The 14,950-nt window shown below is 64.2% G+C and carries 9 protein-coding genes and 1 pseudogene; 4 read left to right on the top strand and 6 right to left on the bottom strand.

All coding sequences use genetic code 11. The features are described 5' to 3' along the window. Nucleotides 1-70 precede the first annotated feature (70 nt). Nucleotides 71-355: pseudogene (locus ACXJ16_RS20740) on the bottom strand (hypothetical protein); the annotation flags it as partial. A 482-nt stretch (nt 356-837) separates the two neighbouring features. Here ACXJ16_RS20740 and ACXJ16_RS20735 point away from each other — a divergent pair. Together ACXJ16_RS20735 and ACXJ16_RS20730 are read left to right on the top strand one after the other, a co-directional pair. Next, the gene (locus ACXJ16_RS20735) at nt 838-1,512 is read left to right on the top strand and encodes a CDP-alcohol phosphatidyltransferase family protein (protein ID WP_054439085.1); all 675 of its coding nucleotides are present in this window, start codon (nt 838-840) and stop codon (nt 1,510-1,512) included. A 117-nt stretch (nt 1,513-1,629) separates the two neighbouring features. Then, complete coding sequence (locus ACXJ16_RS20730) at nt 1,630-2,766, top strand: glycoside hydrolase family 130 protein (protein WP_463923223.1); 1,137 nt, start codon at nt 1,630-1,632, stop codon at nt 2,764-2,766. 4 nt (nt 2,767-2,770) lie between these two features. On the opposite strand, the gene ACXJ16_RS20725 is transcribed toward ACXJ16_RS20730, so the two are convergent. The 3 genes from ACXJ16_RS20725 to ACXJ16_RS20715 all read right to left on the bottom strand — a co-directional run bounded on the left by ACXJ16_RS20725 (nt 2,771) and on the right by ACXJ16_RS20715 (nt 8,981). Further along, nucleotides 2,771-4,057 carry an MFS transporter gene (locus tag ACXJ16_RS20725; protein ID WP_463923222.1) on the bottom strand — a complete coding sequence of 429 codons (1,287 nt, stop codon included), beginning with the start codon at nt 4,055-4,057 and terminating at the stop codon, nt 2,771-2,773. A 195-nt stretch (nt 4,058-4,252) separates the two neighbouring features. Continuing rightward, nucleotides 4,253-5,467 carry a methyl-accepting chemotaxis protein gene (locus ACXJ16_RS20720; RefSeq protein ID WP_324699702.1) on the bottom strand — a complete coding sequence of 405 codons (1,215 nt, stop codon included), beginning with the start codon at nt 5,465-5,467 and terminating at the stop codon, nt 4,253-4,255. A gap of 385 nt (nt 5,468-5,852) precedes the next feature. Beyond that, nucleotides 5,853-8,981, bottom strand: a complete 3,129-nt coding sequence (locus tag ACXJ16_RS20715; RefSeq protein ID WP_463923221.1) for a glycoside hydrolase family 2 TIM barrel-domain containing protein — start codon at nt 8,979-8,981, stop codon at nt 5,853-5,855. A 209-nt stretch (nt 8,982-9,190) separates the two neighbouring features. On the opposite strand from ACXJ16_RS20715, the gene ACXJ16_RS20710 reads away from it, so the two are divergent. Further along, on the top strand, nt 9,191-12,148 hold the full coding sequence (locus ACXJ16_RS20710) for a TonB-dependent receptor domain-containing protein (RefSeq protein ID WP_463923220.1): 2,958 nt from the start codon (nt 9,191-9,193) through the stop codon (nt 12,146-12,148). Between the two features lie 57 nt (nt 12,149-12,205). Here the strand turns inward: ACXJ16_RS20710 and ACXJ16_RS20705 are convergent, their stop codons facing one another. Together ACXJ16_RS20705 and ACXJ16_RS20700 are read right to left on the bottom strand one after the other, a co-directional pair. Then, nucleotides 12,206-13,003, bottom strand: a complete 798-nt coding sequence (locus ACXJ16_RS20705) for an anti-sigma factor family protein (RefSeq protein WP_185999814.1) — start codon at nt 13,001-13,003, stop codon at nt 12,206-12,208. Continuing rightward, a complete protein-coding gene (locus ACXJ16_RS20700; protein WP_054439074.1) occupies nt 13,000-13,497 on the bottom strand; it encodes an RNA polymerase sigma factor in 498 nt (165 codons plus the stop codon). The genes ACXJ16_RS20705 and ACXJ16_RS20700 overlap by 4 nt, the downstream gene beginning before the upstream one ends. Nucleotides 13,498-13,580: 83 nt before the next feature. Between ACXJ16_RS20700 and ACXJ16_RS20695 the strand changes: the two genes are divergently transcribed. Beyond that, nucleotides 13,581-14,828 carry a S8 family serine peptidase gene (locus ACXJ16_RS20695; RefSeq protein ID WP_463923219.1) on the top strand — a complete coding sequence of 416 codons (1,248 nt, stop codon included), beginning with the start codon at nt 13,581-13,583 and terminating at the stop codon, nt 14,826-14,828. Nucleotides 14,829-14,950 lie beyond the last annotated feature (122 nt).

The raw sequence follows: 14,950 nt of genomic DNA, 5'->3' as shown, positions 1-14,950 counted from the left end.
CGGGGACCTTCGTTCCGCCGCCGTCGCCTGTCGCCGACCCGGCAGCAGGCGTATCCTTGGGCGGGGAAGCGCCGCCGTCCTTGGTGCCGCCGGCACCGCCATCGCCGGTGCTGGCGCCATCCTTGCTGCCGCCGCCATCGCCGGTATGGCCGCCGTCACCGGTGCTGCCGCCGCTTCCGCCACCGCCGCCACCTCCACCACCGCCGGACTTGGCTATCGCGGGCGAGCTCAGCGATGTCGAAAGGAGCATTGTCATCGCGGGCGGAACGAGCAGGGAATACTTTCCGCAAGCCGCGAGGAACGAGCGTCGATCGTTCGTTTCGGCTTGCTCAATCAGGTCTTGCGGGTTCTCCATTGCCTCGACTCCCCATCATGCCGAAGCCAGCGTACAGGAGGGCGCCTCCCCCGAAAGCGGCTATTATGGGCAGCGCCGCGCAACTATCCCGATGCACTTGCCGCATCATTCATAAGGTATCGGCGACTACCTCCCATTTGCCCTTGCGGGGCGGCGCGGCTGGCCAGACCGGCGATCGTCGGCTATAGGCCCCCGATCGCCGACAGGTATTTGCACGTCGGCGACTGAGAGACCAACGAGCTCCCGCAGGCAGGAGAGCTTCGATGGACTATCAGGTATCCCGAACAGACGAAGGCTTTTCGCGGGTCGATGCGGCTTCCCGCTGCATGGGAGTGCCGTGAAAAGACAGGTCAGGTGACGTCATCGGGGGCAATGACGTGGCCACGGGCTGATCCGGCCCGGCATTCGCGCGGGAGCGTCCGGCCTTCATCGGGGTTTCCGTTTTATGACATTTTGAATTCAAGCTTCACGGACGACATCTCATGACCGGCAAATCCGAAACGCAGCCTCTGCCCCCCACGCGGATTCAGGAAAACATCCTGGCAAGGCGGGAACGACAGCTCCTGCAATGGCTCTGCGCCCGGATGCCGCGATGGGTCACGCCGGACGTGCTGACCGCGACCGGTCTCGTCGGTGCCTTCATGACCTTCGGTGGCTATGCCGCAAGCAACCTTTCGGCGCAGTGGCTGTGGCTGGCGATGGCGGGTTATGTCGTGCAGTGGTTCGGCGATTCCATGGACGGCAGCCTTGCCCGGTTCCGCCGCATCGAGCGCCCGTCCTATGGCTATTTCATCGATCACAGCTGTGACGGGCTGACGACGGCGCTGATCGTCTGGGGCATCGGCACCAGCCCGTATGTGACGATGGACGTCGCAATGGTGGCACTGGTGGGATATCTCCTGCTTTCCATCCATGCCTATCTTGCCGCCCGCGTGCTGGGCGAATTCAAGCTCTCCTATCTCCAGGCCGGGCCTACCGAACTGCGCTTCATGCTGATCGGCCTCACCCTGATGATGATGACGTTGGGTTCGGGCAAGGGCCTGTTCGGCGCGGTTTCCGGCTTTGACCTGTTCGTCGGCAGCGTCGGCGTGATCCTCATGGTCCTGTTCGTCGTTCAGACGCTTGTGACCGGCCGCCGCCTCGCCGCGGCGAGCTGATCGGCGAAACCCAATGCGGCCACGCGCGTTTTCCTGACGATTCCGTCAGGAGAATGCCATGGTCGATCCAGTCACCGCCATTCCGGGGAGCGCTTCCTTTACGGTAGGGATGTGTTCATGAGCGGTTTTCCGGTGGACCGTCTCGTGTTCGTTCCCGATGACGTGGACCTTTCCCGCTCGCCACTGGCCGGCCATCTCGATGCCGAGACTTACGTTCTTGGCGCTTTCAACCCCGGCCTGACGCGCCTTCCCGGCGGCAATCTGCTGATGATGGTGCGCGTGGCCGAAGCCTTGCGCGAACCGATCCGGGACGGCCATGTCCACGCCATCCGATGGGAGGGCGAGGAAGGCGATCATGGGCGCTACGTGCTAGATGCCTGGCCGCTGGAGCATGCCGATACCACCGACCCGCGCAAGTTCATGCTGCGGGGCGGAGGTTGGCGCATCATGGCGCTGACTTCGCTTTCGTGGTTACTGCCCGTCGAACTCGACGCCGAAGGGCTGAACGTGGTCGCCGTCCACTACGACCGCGCGATCGCGCCGCAGCGCGGCCTGCAATGCTACGGGATCGAGGATGCGCGGATCAGCAAGGTGGGGGAAGACTGGCTGATGACCACCTGCTCGGTCAGTCCCGAGCGGCATTCGACCACGCTCTACAGTTCGAAAAACGGTCTGGACTGGCAGTTCGAGGACATCGTGCTCGATCACCAGAACAAGGACATGCTGATCTTCGAGGGCCTCATCGGCGGTCATTACTGGGCGCAGACACGCCCGCTCGGCGATCTCTATTTCGCCTATCCGCCGGGCAGCGAGTGGCGTTCGGGGCCTTCGATAAACCTTGCGCTCTCGCCTGACGCGCGGTTTTGGAAGCCCTGTGGCAGGCCTGGAATTCGTCCCCATTCCGCTACCGTCGCCACCGCGAGAATGGGGGGAGGGGCGCCGCCGGTCCTCACGGACCAGGGTTGGTTGACGCTCTGGCACGGGGTGGAGCCCAAGGAAATCGTAGGTATCTATCGCACGTACTGGTCGATCCTGGACCGAGACGATCCCAGCCGCGTCCTGCAGACCGGCCATGCGCCGTTGCTTGAAGCGGACCCGGACCTGACGCTTCCGCTAGAACACCAGATGTATCTGCGGGACGTGGTATTCACCACGGGCATCGCCGCGCATGGGGAGCATTATATAGTGGCGTCCGGCGAGGCCGACCTGGCCTGCCGGATCACGCATATTCCCCAAGCCGTCTTCGCGCCCTGACAGATCAGGCTCGGCGCGGAACGCAGATCGCCAGAACCGCTCCGAGCAGGGCAAGAGCACCCAGGACCATGAAGATCTTCGTGATCGAAAGGCCCGCTCCGATCAGGAAACCGCCGATCAGCGGCCCTCCAACGCCGCCGAGCCGACCGAAGCCCGCGCACCACGCCACCCCGGCGCCGCGCATGCGCGTGGGGAAGTAATTGGCGGCCAGCCCGTAGATCAGCGTCTGCGTTCCGCTTGTGCCCACGCCCACGAGCGCGACGACGCACAGCAGTAGCCAAAGCGGCAGGGCAAGGGTCAATGCGAGAATGGCCAGCGCGCCCACGATGAAGCTTGCCGCCACGACCGGGCGCGGCCCCATCCGGTCCGCAAAGCGGGCAGCGAACATCGGACCGAGCACGGCGCCGCCGTTGAGCACCAGCAGGAATGACAGCGATCCCCTGGCGTCGAAGCCGGAGCGCATCATCAGCTCGGGCAGCCAGGTGTTCAGCGAATAGACCAGCAGCAGCCCGGTCGCACTGACGAGACCGATGAGAACGGCGGGGACGAGGAATTCGCCGAAGAGGCCGCGATAACCCGCCGCCTCCGTTTCGGAACGGCGGGGCGCCGGTTCCTGATCGGGCAGCGCCACGCCGGTTCGTGCCGCGATTGCGCGTGCTTCCTCGGTCCGGCCGCGCGAGACGAGCCACATGACCGATTCCGGCATCCTCAAGATCGCAAGCGGCAGCAGCGTTATCAGCGGCAGAGCTCCGATCGCGAACATGCCGCGCCATCCTATATGCTCGGCCAGCAGTATCGCGATACCCGCCGCTGCGAGGCTGCCCAGCGGCACGCCCGCGTAAGTCACGGCATTGTAGAGATTGCGCCGTCCCGGCGGAGCATATTCCGAAACCATGGCGGCCGTCGTCGCCAACAGTGCGCCGACCCCGAGCCCGGTGGTAAAACGCAGGATTCCGAACATGGCGGCGGAATGGGCGAGGGCGGTGAACAGCATTCCCAGCGAAAACCACGCATAGGCTGCGATCATCATTCGCCGTCGGCCGATACGGTCGCCGATGCTCCCGGCAATAAGCGCGCCCACGAGTACGCCAAGCAGCGCATAGCTGCCGAGGGCGCCTGCCAGCGCCGGATCGACTGGACCGATCTGCGCCGGGTCACGAAGGAACGTGGAGACCACGGTCCCGTATACGACGAGGTCATAGCCATCGAACATGAGACCAGCCATTGCGATCCCGACAATCCACGCCAATGTCCTTCGGCGCAGTTTCTGCGCCGTGGCATCTGCAGCCATCCGCCTCTCCCTTCCCAATCCTGCTCGTTTCGAGCCAAGGTCTCTTGCGTCGACCTTTGGCGGGAACGTAGTACACGCAATATAGGAAGTATGCGACGTAAATTTGTCATGGAGCCGAAGCGAGGCCGCAAAGCGGAAGGCCCGCTCGCCTTTTGAAGGCGAACGGGCCGGAAATTCCGCGAAATTTGGTTTGTTTCAGGTGCCGCTGCGAACCAGTGTCGGACGGAAGCCTGGGCTTGCAGGGCCAATGCGAAAGTGGTCCGCTTCGTTTGCCAGCGAAGCGATTTCGTTGGTCAGGTTCCTCGCCGCGGCGGATGTCTGTTCGACCATAGCGGCATTCTGCTGCGTCGAATGGTCCATGACGCCAACCGCCGTGTTGATCTCCCCGATGGCCGCCGCCTGCGCATCGTTATCGGCTGCGATCTGGCCGGCAAGGCGGGCAACTTCCTCGCCGGAGGTAGAGATCACTTCGAACGCCGCGTCGACCTTGCGCACCGCTTCCACGGCGACCTCGATATCCGACTGGGTGACCCCGAGTTGGTCGCGGGCACGCTTGGCTTCCTCCTCCGCCCGCATGGCCAGGGCGGAAACCAGATCGGCCACGACCGCGAAACCGCGACCGGCATCGCCCGCGCGGCCTGCCTCCACGGCGGCATTCATGGCCAGGACTCGGGTCTGGAAGGCGATCTTGTCTAGCCCTTCGATCACGCCGTCGATGCCTTTCGCGCTGTCGCTGACACGGTTCATCGCCCCGACGGCGGCATCGGTGCGTGCGCGTCCTTCGTTGACCGCACCCATCGCCTGCCCCGATGTGGCCACGGAGAGTGAAGCGGCCTGGGCCGTGGCTTTCAGCCGTGTGTCGATCTGCTGGATCGCCGCTGCCGTCTGTTCGAGACTTGCTGCATTGCCCTCCGTTCGGCGGGCAAGATCTTCCGATGCCTGTGCGATCTCGCGCGAGCCGGTAAGGCTGTTCTGGGTGCTGGCCTTCACCGCTCCCAGCAATGACCGCAGGCTGGCGAGAGCCTCGTTGAAGCTTTCCTTGAGGACGGCATAGTCGGCGGGATAAGCCTCGGTAATGTCCGCGGTAAGATCGCCCTGCGACATGCGGCGGAAATTCTCGGCCATGCCTTGCACGATCAGGGAATTGTTCTGCGCCTCCTTGTCGGACTCGATCTGAGCCTGCGCAGTGGCGCGGAACTGGAACATCGCCGTGGTCATCCGGCCCACGCAGTCGCGAAAGTCGGTGAACTGGATCGGCGTGTCCAGATCGCCAGCAGCCAGGCCCTCCATCCTCACGACCGTGGTAACATAAGGTCCGGCGATGGCTTCGCGGTAAAGGAATGCCAGCACCATGGCGAGCACGACGGTGCCGGCGGCCATCCACCGGGCCACCGAAGCTGGCATGAGCATGCCGGAAAATCCGGCAAGCGCCGTCAGGGCAACAAAGCTGCCGAAAGCGATGAATAATTTGAGACGAATAGGCGCGTCGGCCTTGAACCAGTACATAAGATACCCCCCACCCCTGAGTTCGCCGCCCGGACCTGAAGAGATCCGATGCCGGCGAAGTATCATCAGGCATTATAGGTGCCGGGGTCCGGGAGCTGGACGTTCCGGGCAGCTCACAAGGGGGCGTTTCCGGGAAATTTTAGAACCTGAATGGTTCTATTTGTTATGATGAGGGCGTGTGATTTAAAATAAATCTCAATATCGCGCTGAAAAGATTTGATATTGCGTCCCGTGGGGACGGCATTCGCCCCGCCCGCCTCCGAGGGGGCTGGCAGGGCGAAGGTCGTTGTCAGTCTGCTCCGCCGATCGTGAAGGAATAGGTGAGCGGCTTCAGTTCGATGCGGTAGGGCATGTGCGCGCGGCCATCGAGGTTCCAGCCGGTGTCGCCGCCTACGCCCGCCTGCGCGGCATCGATCAGCAGCGTTCCGCTGCCATGCGGGCGGATGTCCGAGCTGTGCGCCTGACCAGGCGGCTTCATCGCGAGATCGGCATAGGGGAACGCGAGGGCATTGACCGAAAGCGGCTGCGCGCCAGTGATGCGCAGCCCGACCTTGTTGCCGGTCTTCGTTCCCGTCAGTTCGATCCAGCGAACGTCGGTCTTGTTGCCCGATTCCTGGGGACGGGCGTAGTCGTGGAACTGATCCGCCAGCAAACCCTGCCACTGGGCGATCATGCCGCCGGTCTTGCGGTCGGCGTATGTTTCCTGCGGACCGCGCCCGAACCAGCGGACGTGATCGAGTTCGGCCGGGGTCTCGAAGGCGAGACCGACGCGGAGCGGATCGGGCAGGGTGTCTCGCAGCGGCTCGAAATGGATTGTGACGCCCACCGATCCGTCGCTTGCCATCGTCCAGCGCGTTTCGGTCTTCACCGAGCCGACGCCCATGTCATGGCGGACGATCACGGCATTGCCTTCACGCGTGATCGTCTCGAGACGGCGATGCTCGGAAAAGTACTGCCACATAGCGTGGCTCTTGGGCACGCCCGCGCCCACGTCGTTATCGGTCGGCGAGCGCCAGAAGTTCGGCGCGCCGCCGGTCAGCAGCAGCTTGCCGCCGCGTTCGTAGCGGGTGACGAGGCCGGTTGCCTTGTCGATCTCCAGCACGGCACCGCCCGTTTCGAAGCGCAGCGCAGAGGCGGTCTCGCCGGGAGCGACCGTGCCCGCGGTGGCGGGCGCTGCGACCGGGCCGGATAGCTCGAACTGCTCCCAGCCGACGACATGCCCGGCCGGCTGCGAGGGTACGGCGCCAGCCCTGGCACGGGCGCGCAGGACCAGGATGCGCTCTGCGGAGGCATTTCTCGCAGCCGGAACCGGAACGGTGAGCGCCGCTGAACTGCCGGCCGCGACCTGCGGTGTGGCCAGAGTGCCGCTGGCGACATCCTTGCCGTTTTCCATCATCGTCCAGTCCAGCGTGAAGCGCGAGAGGTCGATGTGGTCGTGGCGGTTGACTACGCGGTATCCGCCAGCGTCATGCGTGAAGGCAATCGGTGACTGCACCTTGGCCAGTTCGTAGTATTCCGGGTCCGGCGTCCGGTCCGACTGGATCACGCCGTCGCCCACCGGGCTGTCGTCACCATGTACGCCGGGGGCTTTCGGGTCGGGATCGTAGTCGAGGCCCTGTCCCCAGAACGGACGACCATCCTTGTCCTTTAGAAGCATGGTCTGGTCCACCCAGTCCCAGATGAAGCCGCCCTGCAGCTTGGGATAGCTGCGCATGGTTCGCCAGTAGCCTTCGAGATCGCCGAGGCTGTTGCCCATCGAATGCGCATATTCGCACAGGATCAGCGGTTGGGTGAACGCCGGATCCTTGGCGTAATCGACCATCTTGGGGACATCGTCATACATTGGCGCAAAGATGTCGACGTAGCTGTTCGTCGGATGGCGCCAGTTGCTCATGCTCCAGCCAAGGAAGCTCACGAGGCGGGTGGGATCGTTCGCCTTCACCCACTTGGCGGCGGCTTCGAAGTTGCTGCCGATGCCGGTTTCGTTGCCGAGCGACCAGAAGATGATCGAGGGATGGTTGCGATCGCGCTCGACCATGCGCTCCACCCGGTCGAGATGGGCCGCGAGCCATTTCGGGTCGTTGCCAAGCAGATACTTCGGGTCGTTCCCGTGTTCCTGCGAAAGGCTGAGGTAGCCGTGGCTCTCTATGTTCGCTTCGTCCATGACATAGAGGCCGTATTCGTCGGCAAGGTCATACCAGCGCGGATCGTTGGGATAGTGCGAGGTGCGCACCGCGTTGACGTTGGCCGCCTTCATCAGTTCGATGTCGCGGCGCATCGTTTCCTCGGAAACGATGCGGAAGGTCTTGGGATCGTGCTCGTGGCGGTTGACGCCGCGGATCATGATGCGCTTGCCGTTCACGCGCACTTCACCGCCCGCGATCTCCACCGTGCGGAAGCCGATGCGGCGGCTGGTCGCCTCGATCAGCTTGCCATCGGCGCCCAGCAGCTCGACCAGCAAGGTGTAAAGCTGCGGATCTTCGGCCGACCAGCTTCGCACGGCGGGAATGGTCGCTGAGAGGGAAACGGCGCTTCCGTCTGCCGGGCCTTCGCGCACCAGCACTTCGCGCCTGCCGTCAAGCAGCGTCGCGCGGATCCGCATCGCGGCGGCCTGTCCGGCCAGGTCGACCTTCACGGCCAGCTTGCCGTCACGATACCCGTTCTCCAGCCCCGCATCGACGGTCAGGTCGCGAATATGCGTAGCCGGTGCGGCGTAGAGCGTGACGCTGCGCTCAATCCCGTTGACGCGCCAGAAGTCCTGGTCTTCCAGATAGCTGCCATCGGCAAAGCGGTAGAGTTCGATGGCGACGGTGTTGTTGCCGGCATGAGCATAGCGCGTCACGTCGAACTCGGCGGGCAGCTTGGAGTCTTCCGAATAGCCTACGCGCTGGCCATTGACCCAGATGTAATAGGCCGCGCCCGCCGCGCCGACGGTCAGCAGCAGGCGTCGGCCAGACCAGGTGGCGGGAACGGTGAAGTTGCGGCGGTAGGACGCCACTTCGTTGAGGCTGTGGTCGATCCAGGGCTGGTTGCGCGGAAAGGGATAGCCGCTGCCCACGAACACCGGCCGTCCATGACCCTCGGCCTGGAGGATGCCGGGGACTTTCATGGTTCCCCAGCCGCTTGCGTCGAAATCCTCGGCGAAGAAATCGGTAGGGCGGGTTTCCGGTGTCCTGGAGAGTTGGAACTTCCAGTTACCGTCGAGCGAGAGATGGTAGCGTGACTTTGCGGTTTCTCGCGACAAGGCGGCGGCGCGCGTCTCGAACCCGTCGAAAGTCGCATGCATCGGTTCGGCGCCTTGCCGGATGACATCCGGCTGCTCCCATTCCGGGGTTGGAGCCTGCGCATGGGCGGCTGCGGAAACCAGCAGGCTCGCCATCAGGCTTCCGATCGCGCTCGAATGGATGATGGTACGCACTTGGCATTTCCCCTGACGGTAAGCTGTTCCGGCAACGGAAAACCGGATAAATATATCGTATACCAATATAGGAAAAGCGCAACCGGTCAGGGTCTCCGCATTGCAACCGATTGAATGCGCTGCGCCCAACTTGACAACGCAGAAATGATAATATCGTATACGGTGTACCGTATGTGGGGATTCATGCGGTCAACAGGGAGCAAAAATCAATGAGATATAATGCCCTCGCCGCGGGGTCCGCCGTGGCGCGTTTCCGGTGCGTGCTGATGCTGAGTTGCCTGGGGCTTTCCGCTGGCGCCCTTTCAACCGCGGCCTTCGCCCAGACGCTGCCCGAGACCGCCCAGGACACGGCGGGCGAGAACAAGGCGGCCGATATCGTCGTTACCGGTTCCCGCATCCGCCGCGCCGCAGCCGACAGTCCTTCGCCGCTTTCGATCGTCGATGCAGACCAGATCAAGGCGACCGGCACGCAGAACATCGCCGATGTCGTCAACCAGCTTCCGGCACTGGCCGTCACCCAGACCAACCAGACCAGCAACCTTGCGGGCAACGCTGGCGTCAATGCGCTCGACCTGCGCGGCCTGGGCACGCAGCGCACGCTGGTACTGGTCGACGGTCGCCGTCAGGTGGCGGCGATTCCGGGCACTTCGGCGGTCGATCTCAGCAATATTCCCTCCAGCCTTGTCCAGCGTGTGGAGGTGATCACCGGCGGCGCCTCGGCGCTGTACGGCGCGGATGCGGTTGCGGGCGTGGCCAACTTCATCCTCAAGAAGGACTTCGAAGGGGTCGAGGCGAACACGCGCTACAGTGCGTCCACGCGCGGCGACATGGATACCTACGGGTTCGACCTGCTGGCCGGCGCCAACTTTGCCGACCATCGCGGCAACGTGACGCTTTACGGGTTCTTCGAGAACACGCCCGGAACCGTCAGCGGTGCGGACCGGCCATGGACGGCGGACGGTTATCCGATCTACGCCCGCACCAGCAGTTCCAGCCCCTATTACATCCAGGATCACGTTCGCAACATCAACACCGCCGATGCCGCGCAAGTGGTGCTGGGCGGCAGGCTTTACGCGGTCAGCGGCAATGGCACGCTGCGCGATCCGATCCTCGGTCCGGGTGGTTTCGTCAACGCCGTTCCCGTCAATCTGGGCACGTCGACCGAACCGCTGGGCACTTTGCTGACCGATGGCGGCGAATATAATGGCCGCTATGACGGCTGGTTCCTCTCGGTTCCCTCGCAGCGTATCAACACCCGCGCATCGGCGAGCTTCGAGGTCAGCGATGCGCTGAAGCTCTTCGCCAACGCCACTTTCGCGCACAATACGTCCAAGGCCGGCTATCTCCAGATGACCGCCTTCGGCACCGACGTCGTTCCGGCGGACAGCCCCTACATCACGGACGAGATGCGCGTCGCCAACGGCGGTGCGGTGCCGGCAGGCGGCGTGCAGTTCGCGCGGCGTTTCATGGAACTGGCCGCTCCGCGCACCGAGTATGACCGCACGCTGTTCCAGGCCGTGACCGGTGCCGAGGGTGATTTCACGCTCTTCTCCAAGCCGTGGAACTATTCGACCTATTACTCCTACGGCAAGACCACCGAACGCGTGCGCGACGTCAATTCGACTGCATACGATCGCTGGTATCTGGGCCTCGACAGCACGACGGGGCCGGACGGCAAGGCGATCTGCCGCAGCACGCTCGACGATCCCGGCAACGGCTGCGTGGCGATCAATCCCCTGGTGAAGCTCACGCCGGAGATGATCGACTACATCACCTATACCTCGCACTGGTCGAAATCGACGCTGACGCAGCAGGTTCTGTCCGGCTACGTTAGCGGCGGCCTGTTCGACCTTCCCGGCGGCGCGGTGCAGGTTGTGCTGGGCGGAGAGTACCGCAAGGAGCGCAACGATATCGGTGCGATCCCCGAGTACAATCCGGACAGCCCGCTTTACGATCCCACCATCGGCACGACCGCCGGAACGCTGGTAGGAAAGTATTCGGTCAAGGAAGTCTACGGCGAAGTCCACGTCCCGCTGCTGGCGAAGACGCCGTTCTTCGAGACGCTTTCGCTGGACGGCGCGGTGCGCCTTTCGGACTACAGCACCGCCGGTTCGACCACGACCTGGAAGATCGGCGGCGAATGGGCGCCGATCCGTGACATCCGCTTCCGCGCGACTTACGGTCAGGCGGTGCGCGCGCCGAACATAGGCGAGCTTTACACAGCGGACAGCATTTCGGGTCTCTGGATCACGGACCCGTGCAACACCTACAACCTCGCCAACCGGGCCACCCGCACGCAGTACACGGCGGCGAACTGCGCGGCGATCAGCCCTGCGGATACCGCCAGCTACTGGCTCTACCGTGACATCATCTCGAGCGGCAATCTCGACCTGAAGCCGGAAACCGCCAAGACGCTGACGGTCGGCGCGGTGATGCAGCCGCGCTTCTTGCCGGGCCTGTCGCTGACGGTCGATTACTACAACATCGACCTGCGCAATGCGATCGATGCGTTCGGTGCGCAGACCCTGATCGACAAGTGCGTGGATCAGCCGACGCTCGACAATATCTTCTGCCCCCTCATCAAGCGCGACGCCAACGGCAATCTCGAAGCGGTGATGACGCAGAAGCTGAACCTTGCGCAGTATCTGACGCGGGGTATCGATTTCGGCCTGAACTATTCGGTTCCGCTGGCACGGCTCGGCCTGCCGGACGACGAGGGCAAGCTTTCGATCGACGCCAACTACACGCGCCTGCTCAATCGTCGCTACACGCTCGATCCGTCCGATCCCAATTCGATCACCGAATATGCCGGAATCTTCGGTTCTCCGAAGTGGAAGGGTGTTGTGCGCACGACCTATTCGCGTGACGGCTTGGGCTTCACCTGGAGCCTGCGCCACGTCTCGCCGATGAAGGCCAGCACCACGATCACCAAGGAGAAGTACAGCAAGATCTGGACGCCGAACGTATTCTACAACGATTTCTCGGCCTTCTTCGCGCTCACTGACAATATCGAACTGTCAGGCGGGCTCAACAACGCCTTCGACCGCAAGCCGCCGCGCATCCCCGGTGCCGAGGCGGGCGGCGCGAACTTCGAACTGAGCGAACAGTCCGGTGTCTACGATGTGATCGGACGCACCTTCTTCCTCAGCCTGAGGTTCCACCGATGATACAGGCGCGCCCGGTTTCCTTGGGAAGCCGGGCGCGCTCATTTGGTGGCTGTTCGTTCAGCGCCAGTTTCTCTCGCGAGCGGCACTTTCCTGTGCGGCGTCAAGTGGCTCGCCCGCGGCCATCTCCTGCGCGGCCGCCAGCAAAGCGGCACCGGCGGACCCGGCCTGCCGGTAAGTACCAGCTGCCCTGTCGCCCGGCTTCATCGTCCGCTCGAGAACCCAGTCGCGGTCATCCTTGCAGGCGATGCCCGTTGCCGCGCGGGCTTCGAACACGCGGCAATAGCCGCCGTCGCTGCGCCGGAAGCTGGTGAGGATACGCAAGTCGCCATCTCCTCCCGCCGATGCCAGCGTGCGGTCGAGCCCCTTTGCCAGCGTACCCGAGGCCACCAGCCTGTCGCCATTCGACGTGATCGGCCCTTCGCTGTGAAGCCGGGTGCCCAGCATCAGCCCGAGCACCAGTGAAGCGGCGATGGCGAAGGCCATGCGCCGATCCGCGAAGATCGGAGCGCGTGATCTTCTTTCGGCCTTGCGGCGCGCCTTTTCGGCTTCCTCGCGGCGGCTGCGTGCGCTCGCGAAGTCCAGCACCTGCGCCGGTGCGGCGTGGTTGCTGTCGGTCATCTGCTCTTCCGCCTCCTCGGCGGCGGCGCGGGCGATCATGTCGGTGAGCGCATCGGGCACGGGTTCCCTGGCCACCGGTGCGAAATGTCCGCGCAGGGTTTCGCGAAGGCCGCGCTCGGCATCGAGCCGCCGGGCCAGTTCCGGGTCCGCCGCAATGGCGGCTTCGACGCGCGCAGCATCTTCGGGCGAAAGCTCGCCGTCGACGAGCGCCATCAGTTCTTCCGCCGTCACGCTCATGCCACTTCTCCCAATTCCTTCATCAGTGCTTCCCGGCCGCGACCTAGCCGGGAGGTCAGTGTTCCCTGCGGAATGCCGATCATCTCGGCGGCCTCGCGGTAAGCGAAGCCTTCGACCAGCACCAGCACGACGGCCTCGCGCTGTTCTTCCGGCAGCCGCGCCAGCGCGCGGTCAACATTGCTCAGCTCGACGCGGTTCTCCGCGTCGCGGTCCCCGGCCATGCCGATGTTCGCGCCTTCGTCCTCGTGAGCGAAAGTCTGTGCCCGGCGCGCTCTTGCTCTGGTCTCGTCGATCCACTGGTTCCGCATGATCCTGTAAACCCACGCGTCAAGACGCGTCCCTTCCTGCCACTGCTGGCGGGCCCTGAGCGCACGCTCGACGGTCGACTGGCAAAGGTCGTCGGCATCGGCGGCATTCTGCGCAAGCCCGCGTGCGAACCGCCGCAAGCGTGGCAGCAGTGCCGTCAGTTCGTTGCAGAAGCCGTTGTTGCTCATCGAATTGCCATGTCCCGGGATGAAACGTCCCGATGCCACCGTTTCATCCCCTGACGCCATTTATTTTTGCTATCGGACCACTGATGATACCGCGCGGGAAGACACCATACGCATTGCTGGCCTCGCTGCTCCTGGCCCTGACGGGGCCGGCGCAGGCACAGCTTTCGCTTCCCGGCGGGATTGATCCGCTCGGCACTTTGGGGCGGGTTGGCGATGCCGCGCAGGAATTGACGGATCGAGCACTGGCGCCAACCTCGACAATCGAGCGCAGCGCGCGCCAACTTGCGCAGGCGCGTATCGCGCGTCTGGAAGGCTTGGTCATGGCAAGCCGGGGAGCGGTGGACTGGGATGATCGCCATGAACCGGCCCGCGCCGGAGAGGTACTGTTGCTCGATCCCGACCCTGCCAGCCTTGCCCTCGCGCGGGACCGGGGATTCCTGCCGATCGAGCAAGGTGTGATCGAGGATCTCGGCATCGCTTATGCGCGGCTTTCCGTCCCCGCCGGGCAATCGCTCGCCCGCGGGCTCAAGATCTTGCGCCGGGCGCTGCCAGGCCGCGAGATCACGGCTGACCAGATTCATTTCCCGTCAGGCGTGGGCGCCGGTGGGACCAATGCGAAGCCTGCTACGCCGGCGCTGCCACGAGGGGGAACGGTCGGCGTTATCGATGGTGCGATTGCGGGCTCGGATCGGCTTGTCGCTCAGCGCGGTTTCGCCAGCGGCGCCCCCAAAGGCAGTGAGCATGCTTCTGCGATCGCCTCGCTGCTCAAGAGTGCAGGATCGGCGCGGATCTATGGTGCCGATGTCTACGGTTCGGACCCGGCTGGCGGCAATGCCCTTGCTATCGCGCGCGCGCTTGGCTGGATGGCGGGGCAGGGGGTGCCAGTCGTGTCGATCAGTCTGGTCGGGCCTGCCAATCCGTTGCTGGCGCGGGCGGTGGCGGCTGCCCGCGCGAAAGGGATGGCGGTGGTCGCCGCCGTGGGCAATGACGGCGCCGCTGCGCCTCCTGCCTACCCGGCGTCCTATCCCGGTGTTGTCGCGGTGACCGGAGTGGACGGTCGGGGCCGGGTGCTGATCGAGGCCGGACGGGCATCCCACCTGGATTATGCTGCTCCCGGCGCGGACATGTCGGCAATCGTTCCTGGCAAGGGACGCATCGGTTTGCGGGGCACGTCCTTCGCCGCTCCTCTAGCGGCGTCCCGCATCGCGGCTCGCATGGCGCAGGGCAGGAGTGCCGCTTCGGCTCTTGAAGCCGCGAATTCCGAGGCATTCGGCGCATCGCGCCAGACTGGACGGGGCGTGCTCTGCATGATCTGCCGTTCGGGTACATAAGAGGCCGCGCGTTTTTTTTATAAAAAAAACGCCCTCCTCACGGATGAAAGCGCAATGGCCATCCGTTCCTCTCACAGACACCCCGGCAAGGCGAGATGCCCTGGCGGCAGGTACGACAAGAG

The organism is Novosphingobium sp. TK71, from assembly GCF_055361505.1.
Note: the sequence above shows the minus strand (reverse complement) of the source record. Positions and strands in the feature narration are given on the sequence as shown.

Coding starts and splice junctions, on each gene's coding strand:
- ACXJ16_RS20735 (WP_054439085.1), top strand. CDS start 838: ATGACCGGCAAATCCGAAACGCAGCCTCTGCCCCCCACGCGGATTCAG.
- ACXJ16_RS20730 (WP_463923223.1), top strand. CDS start 1,630: ATGAGCGGTTTTCCGGTGGACCGTCTCGTGTTCGTTCCCGATGACGTG.
- ACXJ16_RS20725 (WP_463923222.1), bottom strand. CDS start 4,057: ATGGCTGCAGATGCCACGGCGCAGAAACTGCGCCGAAGGACATTGGCG.
- ACXJ16_RS20720 (WP_324699702.1), bottom strand. CDS start 5,467: ATGCTCATGCCAGCTTCGGTGGCCCGGTGGATGGCCGCCGGCACCGTC.
- ACXJ16_RS20710 (WP_463923220.1), top strand. CDS start 9,191: ATGAGATATAATGCCCTCGCCGCGGGGTCCGCCGTGGCGCGTTTCCGG.
- ACXJ16_RS20705 (WP_185999814.1), bottom strand. CDS start 13,003: ATGAGCGTGACGGCGGAAGAACTGATGGCGCTCGTCGACGGCGAGCTT.
- ACXJ16_RS20700 (WP_054439074.1), bottom strand. CDS start 13,497: ATGAGCAACAACGGCTTCTGCAACGAACTGACGGCACTGCTGCCACGC.
- ACXJ16_RS20695 (WP_463923219.1), top strand. CDS start 13,581: ATGATACCGCGCGGGAAGACACCATACGCATTGCTGGCCTCGCTGCTC.